Annotated in this window: 18 protein-coding genes, 3 tRNA genes and 1 pseudogene; 14 read left to right on the forward strand and 8 right to left on the reverse strand. The window is 61.0% G+C overall.

Annotated elements, in window-relative coordinates; genetic code table 11:
* Window positions 1-68: 68 nt before the first annotated feature.
* Together ACFFNA_RS40175 and ACFFNA_RS40180 are read left to right on the forward strand one after the other, a co-directional pair.
* A complete protein-coding gene (locus ACFFNA_RS40175) occupies window positions 69-683 on the forward strand; it encodes a TetR/AcrR family transcriptional regulator (RefSeq protein ID WP_378925956.1) in 615 nt (204 codons plus the stop codon).
* Between the two features lie 112 nt (window positions 684-795).
* A complete protein-coding gene (locus ACFFNA_RS40180) occupies window positions 796-1251 on the forward strand; it encodes a DUF2569 family protein (RefSeq protein ID WP_378925958.1) in 456 nt (151 codons plus the stop codon).
* A gap of 587 nt (window positions 1252-1838) precedes the next feature.
* On the opposite strand, the gene ACFFNA_RS40185 is transcribed toward ACFFNA_RS40180, so the two are convergent.
* Window positions 1839-2078, reverse strand: a complete 240-nt coding sequence (locus ACFFNA_RS40185) for a hypothetical protein (RefSeq protein WP_378925960.1) — start codon at window positions 2076-2078, stop codon at window positions 1839-1841.
* A gap of 153 nt (window positions 2079-2231) precedes the next feature.
* A tRNA-Thr gene (locus ACFFNA_RS40190) sits at window positions 2232-2307 on the reverse strand.
* Between the two features lie 159 nt (window positions 2308-2466).
* On the opposite strand from ACFFNA_RS40190, the gene ACFFNA_RS40195 reads away from it, so the two are divergent.
* From ACFFNA_RS40195 to ACFFNA_RS40210, 4 genes are all read left to right on the forward strand, one after another.
* On the forward strand, window positions 2467-2634 hold the full coding sequence (locus ACFFNA_RS40195) for a hypothetical protein (RefSeq protein ID WP_378925962.1): 168 nt from the start codon (window positions 2467-2469) through the stop codon (window positions 2632-2634).
* Between the two features lie 209 nt (window positions 2635-2843).
* Window positions 2844-3035 carry a hypothetical protein gene (locus ACFFNA_RS40200; RefSeq protein WP_378925964.1) on the forward strand — a complete coding sequence of 64 codons (192 nt, stop codon included), beginning with the start codon at window positions 2844-2846 and terminating at the stop codon, window positions 3033-3035.
* Between the two features lie 289 nt (window positions 3036-3324).
* Window positions 3325-3627, forward strand: a complete 303-nt coding sequence (locus ACFFNA_RS40205) for a BA14K family protein (RefSeq protein ID WP_111548625.1) — start codon at window positions 3325-3327, stop codon at window positions 3625-3627.
* Window positions 3628-3832: 205 nt separating this feature from the next.
* Window positions 3833-4192 (forward strand): hypothetical protein, encoded by a 360-nt coding sequence (locus ACFFNA_RS40210; RefSeq protein ID WP_111548613.1) that lies wholly within the window; start codon window positions 3833-3835, stop codon window positions 4190-4192.
* Here the strand turns inward: ACFFNA_RS40210 and bhcR are convergent, their stop codons facing one another.
* The gene (gene bhcR / locus ACFFNA_RS40215) at window positions 4193-5014 is read right to left on the reverse strand and encodes an HTH-type transcriptional regulator BhcR (protein ID WP_111548614.1); all 822 of its coding nucleotides are present in this window, start codon (window positions 5012-5014) and stop codon (window positions 4193-4195) included.
* Window positions 5015-5228: 214 nt separating this feature from the next.
* On the opposite strand from bhcR, the gene gcl reads away from it, so the two are divergent.
* Genes gcl through ACFFNA_RS40230 form a run of 3 tightly spaced genes read left to right on the forward strand, consistent with a single transcriptional unit; the run spans window position 5229 to window position 8858 of the window.
* A complete protein-coding gene (gcl, locus tag ACFFNA_RS40220) occupies window positions 5229-7010 on the forward strand; it encodes a glyoxylate carboligase (RefSeq protein WP_378925968.1) in 1782 nt (593 codons plus the stop codon).
* A 22-nt stretch (window positions 7011-7032) separates the two neighbouring features.
* On the forward strand, window positions 7033-7830 hold the full coding sequence (otnI, locus tag ACFFNA_RS40225) for a 2-oxo-tetronate isomerase (protein ID WP_378925971.1): 798 nt from the start codon (window positions 7033-7035) through the stop codon (window positions 7828-7830).
* Entirely contained in the window at window positions 7788-8858 is a 1071-nt protein-coding gene (locus tag ACFFNA_RS40230) for a 2-hydroxy-3-oxopropionate reductase (RefSeq protein WP_378925979.1), read from the forward strand. Before otnI ends, ACFFNA_RS40230 begins: the two co-directional genes overlap by 43 nt.
* A 129-nt stretch (window positions 8859-8987) precedes the next feature.
* Here the strand turns inward: ACFFNA_RS40230 and ACFFNA_RS40235 are convergent, their stop codons facing one another.
* Window positions 8988-9842 (reverse strand): TrmH family RNA methyltransferase, encoded by an 855-nt coding sequence (locus tag ACFFNA_RS40235; RefSeq protein ID WP_378925974.1) that lies wholly within the window; start codon window positions 9840-9842, stop codon window positions 8988-8990.
* Window positions 9843-10044: 202 nt separating this feature from the next.
* Here ACFFNA_RS40235 and ACFFNA_RS40240 point away from each other — a divergent pair.
* Window positions 10045-10129, forward strand: a tRNA-Tyr gene (locus ACFFNA_RS40240).
* An 88-nt stretch (window positions 10130-10217) separates the two neighbouring features.
* Window positions 10218-10291, forward strand: a tRNA-Gly gene (locus tag ACFFNA_RS40245).
* A gap of 109 nt (window positions 10292-10400) precedes the next feature.
* Here ACFFNA_RS40245 and ACFFNA_RS40250 read toward each other — a convergent pair.
* On the reverse strand, window positions 10401-10745 hold the full coding sequence (locus tag ACFFNA_RS40250; protein ID WP_378925982.1) for a LysR substrate-binding domain-containing protein: 345 nt from the start codon (window positions 10743-10745) through the stop codon (window positions 10401-10403).
* A 13-nt stretch (window positions 10746-10758) separates the two neighbouring features.
* Window positions 10759-11307, reverse strand: a pseudogene (locus ACFFNA_RS40255) (LysR family transcriptional regulator); the annotation flags it as partial.
* 156 nt (window positions 11308-11463) lie between these two features.
* On the opposite strand from ACFFNA_RS40255, the gene ACFFNA_RS40260 reads away from it, so the two are divergent.
* Window positions 11464-11874: an ester cyclase gene (locus ACFFNA_RS40260; RefSeq protein WP_111548620.1), complete on the forward strand. Its 411-nt coding sequence runs from the start codon at window positions 11464-11466 to the stop codon at window positions 11872-11874.
* Window positions 11875-12046: 172 nt separating this feature from the next.
* Here ACFFNA_RS40260 and ACFFNA_RS40265 read toward each other — a convergent pair whose 3' ends face one another.
* Complete coding sequence (locus tag ACFFNA_RS40265) at window positions 12047-12511, reverse strand: YidB family protein (RefSeq protein ID WP_111548621.1); 465 nt, start codon at window positions 12509-12511, stop codon at window positions 12047-12049.
* Window positions 12512-12640: 129 nt separating this feature from the next.
* Here ACFFNA_RS40265 and ACFFNA_RS40270 point away from each other — a divergent pair, with 129 nt between their 5' ends.
* The gene (locus tag ACFFNA_RS40270; protein WP_111548622.1) at window positions 12641-12898 is read left to right on the forward strand and encodes a GlsB/YeaQ/YmgE family stress response membrane protein; all 258 of its coding nucleotides are present in this window, start codon (window positions 12641-12643) and stop codon (window positions 12896-12898) included.
* A gap of 89 nt (window positions 12899-12987) precedes the next feature.
* On the opposite strand, the gene ACFFNA_RS40275 is transcribed toward ACFFNA_RS40270, so the two are convergent.
* Window positions 12988-13875, reverse strand: a complete 888-nt coding sequence (locus tag ACFFNA_RS40275) for a DMT family transporter (RefSeq protein ID WP_111548623.1) — start codon at window positions 13873-13875, stop codon at window positions 12988-12990.
* Window positions 13876-14167: 292 nt separating this feature from the next.
* On the opposite strand from ACFFNA_RS40275, the gene ACFFNA_RS40280 reads away from it, so the two are divergent.
* On the forward strand, window positions 14168-14556 hold a 389-nt coding region (locus ACFFNA_RS40280; RefSeq protein ID WP_378925748.1), incomplete at its 3' end, for a GTP-binding protein.

Here is a 14556-nt window from a genome sequence, read left to right on the forward strand (position 1 = left end):
TGGCTTCTTGCAAAAAATTGAACCAATTCTAAAATTGAGTCAATTCTGTTTTATGGCAAGAGGCTGATATGAGCGGATTGCGGGCAAGGCAAAAGGCGGACAGGCACAGGCGCATCATCGAGGCGGCGGCCGAGCTTTTCCGCGAGGCCGGCTATGAAGGCGCCAAGATCGAGACGATCGCCGCGCAGGCCGAAGTCTCGGTCGGCACCATCTACAATTACTACCAGAACAAGGGCGACATCCTCGGCGCCATCGTCTCGCTGGAAGTCAACGAGGTGCTGAATGCCGGGCAAGGCGTCGTCGCCAGGCCGCCAGCCAATGTCGGCGATGCGCTGGACACCCTGATCGGCATCTACATCGAGCACTCGCTGCACTATCTCAGCAAGGAGATGTGGCGGCAGGCGATGGCGATCTCGACGCAACTGCCCGACAGCCCGTTCGGCCAGGCTTACACCGCGCTCGACCGGGCGCTGACCGAACAGATCCGAGCGCTGATCGCTCGGCTGCAGGTGCTCGGCCTGGTGCGCCAGGATATCGACGGAGCAGCGCTGGGCGAATTGATCTTCAACAACATGAACATGATGTTCATCGAGTTCGTGAAACGCGACGAGGCGAGGATTGCCGAATTGCGTGCGGCGATACGCAGGCAGAACCGGATATTGGTGGCGGCGATTGCAGTGTGATTGTCAGGAGCAGGCAGCAGCATCGATTTTTGGACCAAGCCGCGGCTCAACCCTCTTGAGTCGAATCTGACATCTGTTACAACCCATGAGTGCATTTCTAAGGGGGGGGTGAATGCAGTTTTCTGTCTGGCATTGGGCAATAGTTCTGCTGTTCATCGGGGTGCCTGTCTTCTTTGCACTCCGATCTGCCCGCAAGCCCTCGCAGAATCCGGCGGAGCTCGTCGGCTTCGGAGGGTGGCTGATGCTTCTTGCGATCGGCCAGACCCTGTCGCCGTTGCGCACGCTCGCCACATTGGGTTCCTCGAGCGATGGATACAACCAGCTCATGCTGGTGCCGAATGGACCCGTGGTGGTCTATGGCGAGGTTGCGCTGTTGCTGGCATTTTTGGTGCTTCAACTGGTCGTGCTTGTTGCCATGCTGAGGCGGAGCCGTCGGTTCAAGCAGTTGTTTCTCATCCATGGCTTGCAATCCCGGTGGTCTTCATCCTGGACGCGGCCTGGGTTTCCACGGCTCTCGGGGTTCCGGTTGGGCAAGTGGTCACCGGAGACGCGCTTGCGGCGCCGATAGTCTCGTTTGTTCTCACCGGACTCTGGGTCGCTTACGTCTACAAATCCGTCAGGGTACGCAACACGTTCACCAGGGTGAGGGCATCCGCCCAGGTCGCGAGCGCGTTATAGAAGCAGGGCAATTCGAACATTTTGGAGCGTGAGCGCTCTCGACCATTCCTGATAGGAACTGGTGCCCCCCGGACGGTGTGGTCGAGAAAAATCCGACCTTAAACCGCTCGCTGATGCCGAGCAGAGCAATGAATATTTGTTTTTCCCGTCGCAAAACGCTAGCATAAGCAGCAATCAAACCGCGCTGCCATTTCAGCAATGCTTAGAATTTCGGGAACTCTTCTCAAAGGCGCTTCAACCCGTGCACCGGTTGAGGTTCGTCCCGATTTTGGCGGCGGCCATATTCGACACGGTGCTCAAACGCCGAGTCTTGAAACGTGGGAACGTGTCTCGCCGCCGACGACCCTTGACGGGCTTATTCGAGAACTCCAGCGCCAATTTCCCCGCACGGCCATACGTGTTACCGGACGAGTGAGGACAGTCCGCCGACAAGCTGAATTGATGGCGGAACGACGGCTTTCGAACCGGACGCAGTTTCTAACGGTATACCGACAAGCCCAGCATATTAGCGAGATGGACGCGTGGGTCATTCAACATCCTCGCGCTACTCCATCGCAAACCACCGAGGCGTTCGAACAGATCATACACCGAGCCCGCAGTCGCGGGGCTGCTGTCAGCAACCATTTGGATGACCGCGCCCGCGATATTTCCATTCCGCTTGGAAATCATCACCAGCAAGCCGAAGTGCAGCGCGCGCTTGAAAGTTGGGGTGCGCATGTCATCCTGGAAGGGGACGCAACTGGCGGGCCGCATTGGCACGTTGACTACGCGCCACCCATCGCGACACCAATCGGGCGCAGGCCTTGATCGAGGTGCTGCTGGATGGCTCAAAGCGCTGAAAAGTGGTTTGAAACTTCCACATTGGGAAACTGGTGCCCCCGGACGGAATCGAACCGCCGACCTTCGGTTTACAAAACCGCTGCTCTACCAGCTGAGCTACAAGGGCACGGCGCTTCGGTTAGCATATTTGTTGCGCCAGTAAAGACAAAACTCTGTTTTCAGTTACCCGGCATCTCACAGGACTGTCGGCGAGGGGCATCCTGAAAACCGCCAAATCGCTTCCTACATATGGGGAAGGTGCAATCGCTTCGAGCAGGGGTGTCGCATGATCAGGCTCATCATCATTCTCCCCATCATCTTCATAGTCTGGATGCTGCTGGTGAAGATCATCAGCGATGTGAAGAAGGCCAATGTCGACTGGACCGGCGTCACCGCCATGATCGGCTTCATCGCGCTCGCCTTCTGGCTTCGCCACATCACCGGCATGGGGTGAAGCGGGGAAAAGAGTGAGTAGCGAATAGCGAATAGTAAGGTAGCGAGCGGCAGCCTGGTGTTGCTGCATTTCGCTATTGGCTACTCCCTATTCGCTTGTCCTGAGGGCCGCTCCACAAAAATCTCCGACCTTTCGAATCTTTTGCCGCCCCCGCCGACTGATGGTCAGAGGCGAATGGGTCGCCTCGATCAAAGATCCAGGAGATCATCATGTTCAAGCGCACTCTTATGTCAGGCCTCGTTGCCACTTTCGTCGCCGCCGGCGCGCTCGCCGGCACGGTCGGCACGTCGTCAGCCCACGGCATGCACCATCATTATCATCATCATCATTTCATGAAGCATTGGTGGTGGCACCACAACCATCATCACCACAATCATGGCAGGGTGATCATTTTCCTTTGATGGAGGGACCCAATTCCCCAAAGGGCGGCTTCGGCCGCCCTTTTGCGTTATGCGATCATCTTGCGGACTAGGGCCGGCAAAGCTGCCGATCTCCCCGGTCCAAACACCCCCTTGCGGGGGAGATGTCCGGCAGGACTGAGGGGGGTGGGAAGGATCGCCAACTTTTGAGTCCATGCGATTTGGCCAGTTCCAAGAAAATCCAAAAAATTTCGAACCTTTTTCCTTGCCGCAACGACAGATGATCAAGAGGCGGATGGATCGCCTCGGTCAACGAAGCAAGGAGATCATCATGTTCACGCGCACACTCGTTTCCGGCCTCATCGCCACCACCGTCGCCGCCACCATGCTGGTCGGCACCGTGCAGCCCTCGGCTGCGCATTCGCATCACCACGACCTCGGCATCGGCATCGCCGCCGGCGTTGGCGGCTTCGTCCTGGGCAGCCTGCTCGCCCAGCAGCCCCGCACCGTCTATGTCGACGAAGACGGCGGCTCGTGGCACGTCCGCCGCTGCTTCGACCGCTATGCGAGCTACGATGCGGACTCCGACACCTATGTCGGCTACGACGGCTACCGTCACTATTGCCGGCTCTGAGAGGAGGTGGACCGTTTCAGCAACAGAAGAGGGGCTCACGCGAGCCCCTTTTCTGTTGTTTCGATGGTAGCGATGCTTGCTCCATCGGTCGACTTTCAACGTCGGCAAGCACAGACCTGAAGCGACTGCCTTCGGCGGTCGACCTGGGCGGTGTACAGCGATTTTCCGAGCGTCTATTCTGACCGCGAAACGCGGGGAGAGACCCTTGGACGAGCAGGACCCGAAGGAAGACCTGGTCGAAACGGTTTTCCGTAACGGCACCGTCACCGCCGTCGGCATCCTGCTGGCTTTTTCGCTGGGCTTCATCACCCATTGGGCCGCCAATCCGATCCCGTGGCAGACCTACCATCTTGTCGCCGTCCTGCCGATCCTGCTCGGCATCGCCTTGCAGATGCGGGCGCTGTCGCTGCTGCTCGACACAAAGTGCCTGCAGCGCCGCGTCTATGAACGCGCCAACCGCATCTTCATCGCCGGCCTCGTCTTCACCGCCTGCGGCGTCGGCATGGCGATTCTGCTCGATTTCTTCGATATTGCGACCAAGAGCGCGCTACCCGGGGCAGGCTGATCAGCCGGCTTGCACGCCGCCGATCATCCTGGTCACCTCGGCCGCGGCATCGCGCACCAGCGGGCCGATCTCGGCCAGCCGCTCCGGCGTCACCCGCACGGTCGGCCCCGACACCGAGACGCCGCCGATCGGCTCACCGAATTCGTTGAAGATGGCGGCCGCCACGCAGCGCATGCCGGGGTGCCGCTCTTCGTCGTCGACCGACCAGCCGCGCAGCTTGGTCGTTGCCAGATCGTGGGCAAGGGCGGAAATGTCGGAAAGCGTCTTGTCGGTGAAGCGCTGCAGCCCGGCCTTGCGCAGGATGGTGCCGACGCGCTCCGGTTCGAGATGCGCCAGCACTGCCTTGCCGATGCCGGACGCATGGAACGGGCTGCGCGTGCCCGGCCGGAAGAAGGCGCGGATCGCCTGATGCGTCTCGACCTGGCTGACAAAGACCACGCAATCATCCTCGGCGACACCGAGATTGGCGGTCTCGCCGGTTCTCTCCATCAGCTCCTGCATGACGACGCGGGCGCGGTCGACCAGCTTGCGGCGGCGCAGGAACGCAGCGCCCATGCGATAGGTCTCGACGCCGATCGACCACAGCTGATCGCTGGTGTCGAATTCAACCATGCCGTGGTTTTCGAGCGTCGTCAGCATGCGGTAGGCGGTGGACGCGGCCAGTCCAGAACTGGCGGCAATCTCGCTCAGCGACAGGCCGCTGCCCTCGGCGACAATGGCCAGGATGCGCAGCGCCCGATCGAGCGACTGCACCGAAGTCGGCTCGGAGGGCCCGTTGAAGGCGCGCGGGCGGCCACGCTGGCGTTTCTCGGTGGTTTCCATGGCCGCATTGTCGGCAATTCAGCCGAATAGGCAATGAAAAAGTTTTTCATTGTGCCATGTCGTGAAATCGGTGGAAAACGAAAAGCCGTTCAAATTCATTGGCTAATGGCCGTTTCTTAGAAATGAAAAAATATTCTGAAAAAATTGAAAAATAGCCGGTTTGGTGACATTCTCAGCTCATCCAACAATGACAAACCCTGTGGAGGGCCGGGAAATGGCCAGGATGCGCGCTGTCGATGCTGCGGTTCTCGTTCTCGAAAAGGAAGGTATTTCCTGCGCTTTCGGCGTGCCGGGCGCGGCGATCAACCCGTTCTATTCGGCCCTGAAGGCGAGGGGCACCATCCGCCATGTCCTTGCCCGCCACGTCGAGGGCGCCTCGCACATGGCGGAAGGTTTTACCCGCGCCAAGGCTGGCAATATCGGCCTGTGCATCGGCACCTCGGGCCCGGCCGGTACCGACATGATCACCGGGCTTTATTCGGCCGCGGCGGATTCCATTCCGATCCTCTGCATCACCGGCCAGGCGCCGCGCGCGCGGCTGAACAAGGAGGATTTTCAGGCGGTCGATATCGCCGCCATCGCCGCACCGGTCGCCAAATGGGCGGTCACCGTCATGGAGCCCTATCTGGTGCCGATGGCGCTGCAGAAGGCGTTCCACCTGATGCGCTCGTCGCGGCCGGGCCCGGTGTTGATCGACCTGCCGGTCGACGTGCAGTTGGCCGAGATCGAGTTCGACATCGATGCCTATGAGCCGTTGACGCCGTTCAAGCCGGCAATGACGCGCGCCCAGGCCGAAAAGGCGCTGGCGATGCTCAACGCGGCCGAAAAGCCGCTGATTGTCGCCGGCGGCGGCATCATCAATGCCGATGCGTCGGATCTGCTCATCGAATTCGCCGAGATTTCGGGCGTGCCGGTTATCCCGACCTTGATGGGCTGGGGCGCCATCCCCGACGACCACCGGCTGATGGCCGGCATGTGCGGGCTGCAGACATCGCATCGCTATGGCAATGCGACGATGCTGGAGGCCGACTTCGTCTTCGGCATCGGCAACCGCTGGGCCAATCGCCACACCGGCTCGGTCGACGTCTACACCAAAGGCAAGAAATTCATCCATGTCGACATCGAGCCGACGCAAATCGGCCGTGTCTTCGCGCCGGACCTCGGCGTCGTCTCGGATGCGGGTGCGGCGCTGAAGATGCTGCTCGACGTTGCCACCGAGTGGAAGACGGCCGGAAAGCTGCGCGACTGGTCCGGCTGGGCGAAGGAATGCCAGGGCCGCAAGAAGACAATGAAGCGCAAGACGCATTTCGACCAGGTGCCGCTGAAGCCGCAGCGTGTCTACGAGGAGATGAACAAGGCGTTCGGCCGCGATGTGACCTATGTCACCACGATCGGCCTGTCGCAGATCGCCGGCGCCCAGTTCCTGCATGTCTACAAGCCGCGCAACTGGATCAATTGCGGCCAGGCCGGCCCGCTCGGCTGGACCTTGCCGGCGGCGCTTGGCGTTCGCGCCGCCGATCCCGACCGCACCATCGTGGCGCTGTCGGGCGACTATGATTTCCAGTTCATGATCGAGGAACTGGCCGTCGGCGCACAGCACAAGCTGCCCTACCTCCATGTCGTCGTGAACAACGCCTATCTCGGGCTGATCCGCCAGGCGCAGCGCGGTTTTTCGATGGATTTCGAGGTCAGTCTCGCCTTCGAGAACATCAATCGCTCAGGCGACCCGGAGGCCGGCTATGGCGTCGACCACGTTGCCGTCGCCGAGGCGATGGGCTGCAAGGCGGTCAGGGTGCGCAAGCCGGAGGAATTCGCCGCCGCCTTCAAGGAGGCACAGCGGCTGATGAAAGAGCACCAGGTTCCGGTCGTGCTCGAATTCATCCTCGAGCGTGTCACCAACATCTCCATGGGCACCGAGATCGACAAGATCACCGAATTCGAGGACCTTGCCGAAAGCCATGAAGATGCGCCGACTGCCATAGTGATGTTGGACTAGATTAGCGGAAAGGAGAAAAAGAATGCCGCGTTTTTCAGCCAATCTTTCGATGCTCTTTGGCGAGCACGATTTCCTTGACCGTTTTGACGCAGCTGCCCGCGCGGGCTTCAAGGGCGTCGAATATATCGGCCCCTACGATCATGCCCCCGAGGTGGTCGCCGCCCGGTTGAAGAAGAACGGCCTGACGCAGGTGCTGTTCAATCTGCCGGTGGGCGACTGGGGCAAGGGCGAGCGCGGCATTGCCGTGCTGCCGGATCGCGTGCCGGAATTTCGCCAGGGCATCGCCAAGGCAATCACCTATGCGCAGGCACTCGGCTGCCAGCAGGTCAATTGCCTGGCCGGCATCGCGCCAGTGGGCGCCGACCGCAAGGTGCTGGAGGATGTCTTTGCCGAAAACCTCGCCTTCGCGGCGGAAAAGCTGGAGCAGGCCGGCATCCGGCTCCTGATCGAGCCGATCAACACCCGCGATATTCCGGGCTTCTTCCTCAACTACTCGGATCAGGCGCTGGCGCTGATCGACCGTATCGGTTCGAAGAACCTGTTCCTGCAATACGACATCTATCACATGCAGATCATGGAGGGGGATCTCGCCCGCACCATCGAGGCAAACCTCGGCCGCATCGCGCATATCCAGCTTGCGGACAATCCCGGCCGTCACGAGCCGGGGACGGGCGAGATCAACTATCCCTTCCTCTACGAGCATATCGACCGCATCGGCTATTCCGGCTGGATCGGGGCGGAATACAAGCCGAAGGCCGGCACCGAGGCCGGGCTGGGCTGGTTCACGGAGTTGGCCGGGCAGGGCAGTGCAGCGGCTTAACTGCCGACGCTGAAGCTGCCAATCTTCCCACCCGTGGGGGAGAGGGCCGGCAGGCGACAGAGGGGCGCGAAGGAACGCGACCTGACAAAGAAACACGACGGAGAAAAACAATGGAAACCATCGGTTTCATCGGCCTCGGCATCATGGGCGCGCCGATGGCGGGGCATCTGCTGGATGCGGGTTATAAAGTCATCGCCAGCGACCATCGCTCGAAGCCGCCGGCCGATCTCGGCGCCAAGGGGCTGAAGTCAGTCTCTGGTCATGCCGCCGTCGCCAAGGCGGCCGATATCATCATCCTGATGGTGCCCGATACACCGCAGGTCGCCGATGTGCTGTTCGGCGACAACGGCGTCGCCTCAGGCCTGACCAAGGGCAAGCTGGTGATCGACATGAGCTCGATCTCGCCGATCGAAACCAAGGTTTTCGCCAAAAAGATCAACGATCTGGGCTGCGACTATCTCGACGCGCCGGTGTCGGGCGGCGAAGTCGGCGCCAAGGCGGCGTCGCTGACCATCATGGTCGGCGGCGAGGACAAGGCGTTCGAGCGCGCCAGGCCCGTGTTCGAGAAGATGGGCAAGAACATCACCCTGGTCGGGCCGAACGGCGTCGGCCAGACCACCAAAGTGGCCAACCAGATCGTCGTCGCGCTGACCATAGAAGCTGTCGCCGAAGCGCTTGTTTTTGCATCGAAAGCCGGTGCCGATCCGGCCAAGGTCAGGCAGGCGCTGATGGGTGGATTGGCCGCCTCGCGCATTCTCGAAGTGCATGGCGAGCGCATGGTCAAGCGCACTTTCGCGCCGGGCTTCCGCATCGAGCTGCACCAGAAGGATCTCAACCTGGCACTGGAGGGCGCAAAAGCGCTGGGCGTGTCGCTGCCCAACACCTCGACCACACAACAACTGTTCAATTCCTGCGCCGCCAATGGCGGCGCCAAGGAGGATCACTCGGCACTGGTCAGGGCGCTGGAGCGGATGGCCAATTTCGAGGTCGGCGACAACGCAGCCGAAGTCAAAGGCAAGGCAGCATAGGAGGAGAGGCGGCGCAACGTTCCCAAGCCGCCAACTCTTCCCTGTCGAAGAACGGGCTCCTGCGTTTATCGCCGGAGCCCGTTTCGCATTTCGAGATGTGTCGGCGAACGCGTACTGTTGCGTGAAGCCTCAGCCGCGCTTCAAAAATGCCCGCGCCGCATAGAGGCTGATCGCCGCAGCGTTCGACACGTTGAGCGAACGGATGGCGCCGGGCATGTCGAGCCGTGCCAGCGTCGTCACGGTCTCGCGTGTCTTCTGGCGCAGGCCTTTGCCTTCGGCGCCGAGCACCAGCGCGATCTTTTCGCCTGAAAAACTCGTCTCGAGTTCCGCCGGCCCGTCCGAATCGAGGCCGATGGTCTGGAAGCCGGCCTCGTGCAATTGGTCGAGCGCGTCGGCCAGGTTCTTCACCTCGATCTGGTCGATATGTTCCAGCGCGCCGGACGCTGATTTTGCCAGCGCGCCCGATTCCTGCGGGCTGTGGCGCGCGGTCGTGATCAGCGCGCCGGCGCCGAAGGCGACCGCCGAACGCAGGATGGCGCCGACATTGTGCGGATCGGTGACCTGATCGAGCACCAGCACCAGTTTGGTGTCGCCAAGGGCATCAAGGCGCTTCGGTTTCAGCGGTTCCGCCTCGATCAGGACGCCCTGATGCACGGCGTCCGAGCCGGTGATCTTGTCGATATCCCTGGGTTCGACCAGTTCCGCCTTGAAGGGCAGGGCGGCGAGATCGGCTATTTCCAGGCGCTCGGCGGCATTGCGCGTCACCAGCATCTTTCTGATCTTGCGGCGCGGATTGTCGAGTGCCGCCCGCACGGTGTGCAGGCCATAGAGCCGCACCAGGCCATCCGCGGCATGTTCGCCCGGCGGAACCGGCTGCCGAGGCCTGAACGCCGGCGCGCCGCCACTCTTCTCGTCGCGATAGGCGCGGCGCAGCTTGGCGTAATGGGTGTCTTTCGGCGTCTTGGAATTGTTGTCGTTGCTCATGGCCGGCTTCTATAACCGTGTCGCGCGGCAATGGATACCGCTGGTTCGAACGGCTTGCCGGATGGCAGACGAAATTCAGCGCGTTTTGCCGGGATCTTTCGGTTGACAGTTTTGGGCGGTGCCGCCATAAGGCGCTTCGCGGAAGGCTGCTGAGGCGGTCGCGACGCGTCGATGCCTTGTTGCATGGCTCCGGCGGCAGACTGGAGAGGTGCCCGAGTGGTTAAAGGGGACGGACTGTAAATCCGTTGGCTATGCCTACGTTGGTTCAAATCCAACCCTCTCCACCACTGCCGGCCCGGAAGCCCTGAAACGCAAAGCATCGGACCGAAAAGTGTGTAGCGGTTTTCGGGTGAATCCGATACTTCACTGAAAGGCGCGGGTATAGCTCAGTGGTAGAGCAGCAGCCTTCCAAGCTGAATATGCGGGTTCGATTCCCGCTACCCGCTCCAAGCCTCGGAATTTTGCAATTCGGACAGCCACTTATTGCTTCAGCCGAGGTTTCGCCGGAATCTTGCGGATGGAATGTATCATTCGAACTGCTATCTCGATCCAGCGGCTTCAGATCGATTCAATCAATTTGGTCAAAAATGTCGCGAACACGCGGACGCGCGGACTTTCTGAACTCGCAGGAGGTCGTATGAGCCAAATGTCGCCCCGACTGACCGCATAATCGGCGAGCACGGTACGAAGACGTCCATCCGCGATGGCACGCGCCGCCAGATAGTGGGGCACTTGGGCAAGGCCGAGGCCGGCGATAGCAGCCAGCGCCACGGCCTCGATATCGTTGAACACAGGCCCATTCGGCGGGCGCCCAGGAGCCCTTCCATCCTTTGAAGGCCCAATATTCCAGCCGGCCCGTCGTAGGAAACCGGAGACGCAGACAGGTGTGGTCGGGTACGTCATCGGGCGTCTGTGGTGCTCCTCGTCTTTCGAGATAGGCGCGAGACCCGCAGGTGACGAACCGATGTGGCGCGAGCTTTCGCGCAATCAACCGAGAGTCATCAAGGTCACCAGTGCGCAGGACAAGGTCAAAACCCCCTTCCACGATATCCACCATCCGATCGTCCAGACTGACGTCGAGAATGACCTTGGGATAGGCCGCGATGAATTGATCGAGCGCTGGAACGATAATGCGGCGTCCCATGGCCGCCGGTATGCTCACCTTCAGTAGTCCGCGCGGGAAGGTGCGTGTCTCGGCGATCGCATTCTCGGCTTCCTGAACATCTTCGATGATGCGCGTCGCGCGTTCAAAAAGAAGATTGCCTTCACCGGTCACCGCGATGGAGCGGGTCGTACGGTGGAGAAGCCTGACACCAAGCCGAGCCTCCAGGCGAGCAACGGCCTTGCCGACCGCCGAAGCAGACACACCAAGACGCCGGCCCGCTGCGGCGAAGCCGCCGGTCTCGACCGAGGCGACGAACGCCACCAGGCCGCTCATTGATTCGAGATTGCTGATTGCGGACATTTCGTCCGTATTATTCGCTCAACGGCACCCATTCCGTCAATACGCGACTTGCCCGATATTGCGTCTGGAGGGTTCAACCCTCCGGCCAGCGTGGCCGCCGCTAAATTGTTCAACATTTCCTAATTTCACGCCACTCGCCTACCAAGGAGAACAGACATGGAAGACAGCAAGCGCCTCATGCAGCGGTTCGTCGAGTTCATCAACACGGCGAGCGAAAAGCTCGCTGAGGAACTCATCTCGCCAAAAGCAATATTCCACGTTCCCGGTCGTCCCGAGCCGGTGACCGGACCGGCCGGCTATCTCGAGATCATCGGAATGATGCGCGGCGGCTTTCCTGACATCCAGTGGACTCTTGAGGAGACGATCACCGAGGGGGGCAACGTTGCCGCGCGCTTCACCATGAGAGGCACACATCAAGGGAGCTTCTTCGGCGTTCCACCCACGGGAAAGAAAATCGCCGTCCAGGCGATGAATTTCTATCACTGGTCCAATGGACAGATCGTAGGCGAACGTGGGCAGCCGGACTTGTTGGGGCTTCTGCAACAAATCGGTGCCGCACCCATGTGACGCGTGGTGCATGCCCTCCTGCGATCGAGAGGGTGAGCTAGGCGGGGGCGTTTCTGGAGACCGAAATCGGATTCCCGCTACCCGCTCCAGACTCTCATCCCTGCGATCTGCCAGCCGAAACACCGCGCGACAAGCCGCGCAGCGCTCCAACTGTGCAGATGTCTGAGCCGCGCTAGCTGTTGAACGCGGATGCGACCTGGTGCTGCTGCGGCACCTGGCCGTTCGGCGTCAGCTTGTCGATGACGCCTGGCAAGGCCGTGGACAGCTGCTTGAGCAGTTCCTGCTCGTCCATTCCCGTCCGTTGCGCGATCTCGTGGATGACCTGCGGCCCGAGCGCGGCGCCGAGATCATTGGCGTTGATCGACTGGTTCCGCCCGGTGCCGACCCAGGAATCGGCGACGTTGCCGTGGCCGGCATCTTTGAGCTTGTCGAGCAAGCCGCCCAGTCCGCCGAGCAGGCCGCCGTCGGCGGAGGTCGTTCCCGTGGACGCAGGGCCGGTCGGAGCCGGGGTCTCGGTCTGGTCCGGTTGTTCGGCACTTCTGCCGCTCAGCATCTTTCCGACCAGCAGCGCGCCAAGCGCGATCATCAGCGGTTTGGTGATGTTGCCGCCGGGAACGGCGTTGTCAAAAAGTCCCATAGTGGATCCTCCATCTCAACCGAGCCCAGCCCATTCCAACAATGGCGCATCCGGGCGGAATTTCAAGTTGGCTTGAGCTTTTGACAATCCTATGAAAATGTTCGGTTGGCGGGGGATGGAGAGGAAAAAATGTCAATCATCAGCTGGATCATACTCGGCGTTATCGCCGGCTTCCTGGGTAGCAAGATCGTCAACAAGAGCGGCCAGGGCATCTTGCTCGACATCGTGCTTGGCATCGTCGGCGCCATTGTCGGTGGTCTGATCTTCAGCGCCTTCGGCGCGTCGGGCGTCACCGGCCTCAACATCTACAGCCTGATCGTCGCCGTGATCGGCGCGGTGGTCGTTCTGTGGGCCTACCACCAGTTCAGCGGCCGCCGGGCGCTCTAAATCCGTCCATCTCCTTGTCGAATAGCCGGCCAGCTTCTTGGGCCGGCTATCAGTGTTTCCATGGCGCCACTCGTTGGAACAAGCACTCGCTAGGCGACGACGGTCAGTCGGCGCTTGCGTTGATCCAAGGAGACGATGGTCAGTCCGCTGCCGACCACCAGCAGGATGCCGCAGACCGCCAGCGCATTGGGGAATTGCCCGAACACCAGCAGGCCCGAAATGACCGCCCAGACGGTGAAGCAATAGTAGAACGGCGCCACGGCACTGGTCGGCCCGACGCGATAGGCCATGAAGATGAAGAAGTGGCCGAAGATCAGGAAAAATCCGGCGCCGGCCATCAGCAGCAGATGGCGCGCCTCGGGCATCACCCAGCGTTCGGAAACCAGGTGCGCAGCACCCGCCCCGATCAGCACCACCACGACAGCGGAAATCGCCACGATCATCCCCGGCACCTCGGCCGAGACCCGTCTGCCGGCAAGGTCGCGCGCCGCCGCAAGCGCCGCGTTGCCGAGCGCCAGCAAGGCGTAGACCGAAATGCCTTGCATGGTCGGTTGCGCCACCATCAGCGCGCCGATGAAACCGAGCCCGATCAGCGCCATGCGCTGGCCGCCGATCCGCTCGCCAAACAGGATCGAGGAGCCGACCAGCATCAACAGCGGCGTGATCTGTCCGAGTGCGGTGGAATCCGCGATCTGCATGTTGGCGAGCGCCACCACGTAGCAGAGGATCGCCGCCATCTCGAGCAGGTTCCTGCGCAGCACGCGTCTGTCGAAGATCAGCGGAATCTGCTTGCCGTAGCCCAGCGCGAACAACAGCGGAAAGCCCCAGAGCGTTGCCGCCACGCCGCGCAGAAACAGCACTTCGTAGGATGGCAGGCCTGACGTCGCGAGTTTCATCATCGTATCGTTGACGAGATACGACCCGGTCGAGACGATCATGAACAGTGGGCCGCGGATGGCGGTCGGAATGAAATGCATCCGGTCAGGAGATCAGACCTCGATGACGACCGCAATGGGCCATGAACTGGCGGTGAATCAGACAGGGTCCGGCAAGCAAGACAGCTGTGGCGGCTTCGATCGATCGGCCTGTCGCCCATTTCATTTCGTCTCGAGCCTTCCTATATCAGCGCCACATCCCCGCAATCGGATCATAGGTTCGGACTGAGTGAGACGGCACCCGGCCAAAAGACGCTTGTGTTTTTTGGCCTTTGTCGCTAATCGCCCCGCATTCGACTGAACTGAAGGTCCAGGCCGTCCAAGGAAAGAGACTATGGCAAAAGGTAAATTCGAGCGTAACAAGCCTCATGTGAACATCGGCACGATTGGTCACGTTGACCATGGCAAGACGTCGCTGACGGCGGCGATCACGAAGTATTTTGGCGAATACAAGCGCTACGACCAGATCGACGCGGCACCTGAGGAGAAGGCGCGCGGCATCACGATCTCGACGGCGCATGTCGAATACGAGACGGCCAACCGCCACTACGCTCACGTCGACTGCCCCGGCCACGCCGACTATGTGAAGAACATGATCACCGGTGCGGCGCAGATGGATGGCGCGATCCTGGTTGTGTCGGCTGCCGACGGCCCGATGCCGCAGACCCGCGAGCACATCCTGCTGGCCCGTCAGGTCGGCGTGCCGTCGATCGTGGTGTTCCT

The organism is Mesorhizobium kowhaii (assembly GCF_042431665.1).
In the GTDB taxonomy this organism is placed as follows: domain Bacteria; phylum Pseudomonadota; class Alphaproteobacteria; order Rhizobiales; family Rhizobiaceae; genus Mesorhizobium; species Mesorhizobium kowhaii.

Excerpts from the sequence above, each read along its gene's own strand:
- ACFFNA_RS40270 (WP_111548622.1), top strand. The coding sequence starts at position 12,641 with ATGTCAATCATCAGCTGGATCATACTCGGCGTTATCGCCGGCTTCCTG.
- ACFFNA_RS40180 (WP_378925958.1), top strand. The coding sequence starts at position 796 with ATGCAGTTTTCTGTCTGGCATTGGGCAATAGTTCTGCTGTTCATCGGG.
- ACFFNA_RS40275 (WP_111548623.1), bottom strand. The coding sequence starts at position 13,875 with ATGCATTTCATTCCGACCGCCATCCGCGGCCCACTGTTCATGATCGTC.
- ACFFNA_RS40235 (WP_378925974.1), bottom strand. The coding sequence starts at position 9,842 with ATGAGCAACGACAACAATTCCAAGACGCCGAAAGACACCCATTACGCC.
- ACFFNA_RS40175 (WP_378925956.1), top strand. The coding sequence starts at position 69 with ATGAGCGGATTGCGGGCAAGGCAAAAGGCGGACAGGCACAGGCGCATC.
- bhcR (WP_111548614.1), bottom strand. The coding sequence starts at position 5,014 with ATGGAAACCACCGAGAAACGCCAGCGTGGCCGCCCGCGCGCCTTCAAC.
- ACFFNA_RS40260 (WP_111548620.1), top strand. The coding sequence starts at position 11,464 with ATGGAAGACAGCAAGCGCCTCATGCAGCGGTTCGTCGAGTTCATCAAC.
- ACFFNA_RS40250 (WP_378925982.1), bottom strand. The coding sequence starts at position 10,745 with ATGACGTACCCGACCACACCTGTCTGCGTCTCCGGTTTCCTACGACGG.
- gcl (WP_378925968.1), top strand. The coding sequence starts at position 5,229 with ATGGCCAGGATGCGCGCTGTCGATGCTGCGGTTCTCGTTCTCGAAAAG.
- ACFFNA_RS40265 (WP_111548621.1), bottom strand. The coding sequence starts at position 12,511 with ATGGGACTTTTTGACAACGCCGTTCCCGGCGGCAACATCACCAAACCG.
- ACFFNA_RS40200 (WP_378925964.1), top strand. The coding sequence starts at position 2,844 with ATGTTCAAGCGCACTCTTATGTCAGGCCTCGTTGCCACTTTCGTCGCC.
- otnI (WP_378925971.1), top strand. The coding sequence starts at position 7,033 with ATGCCGCGTTTTTCAGCCAATCTTTCGATGCTCTTTGGCGAGCACGAT.
- ACFFNA_RS40185 (WP_378925960.1), bottom strand. The coding sequence starts at position 2,078 with ATGCGCACCCCAACTTTCAAGCGCGCGCTGCACTTCGGCTTGCTGGTG.
- ACFFNA_RS40205 (WP_111548625.1), top strand. The coding sequence starts at position 3,325 with ATGTTCACGCGCACACTCGTTTCCGGCCTCATCGCCACCACCGTCGCC.
- ACFFNA_RS40195 (WP_378925962.1), top strand. The coding sequence starts at position 2,467 with ATGATCAGGCTCATCATCATTCTCCCCATCATCTTCATAGTCTGGATG.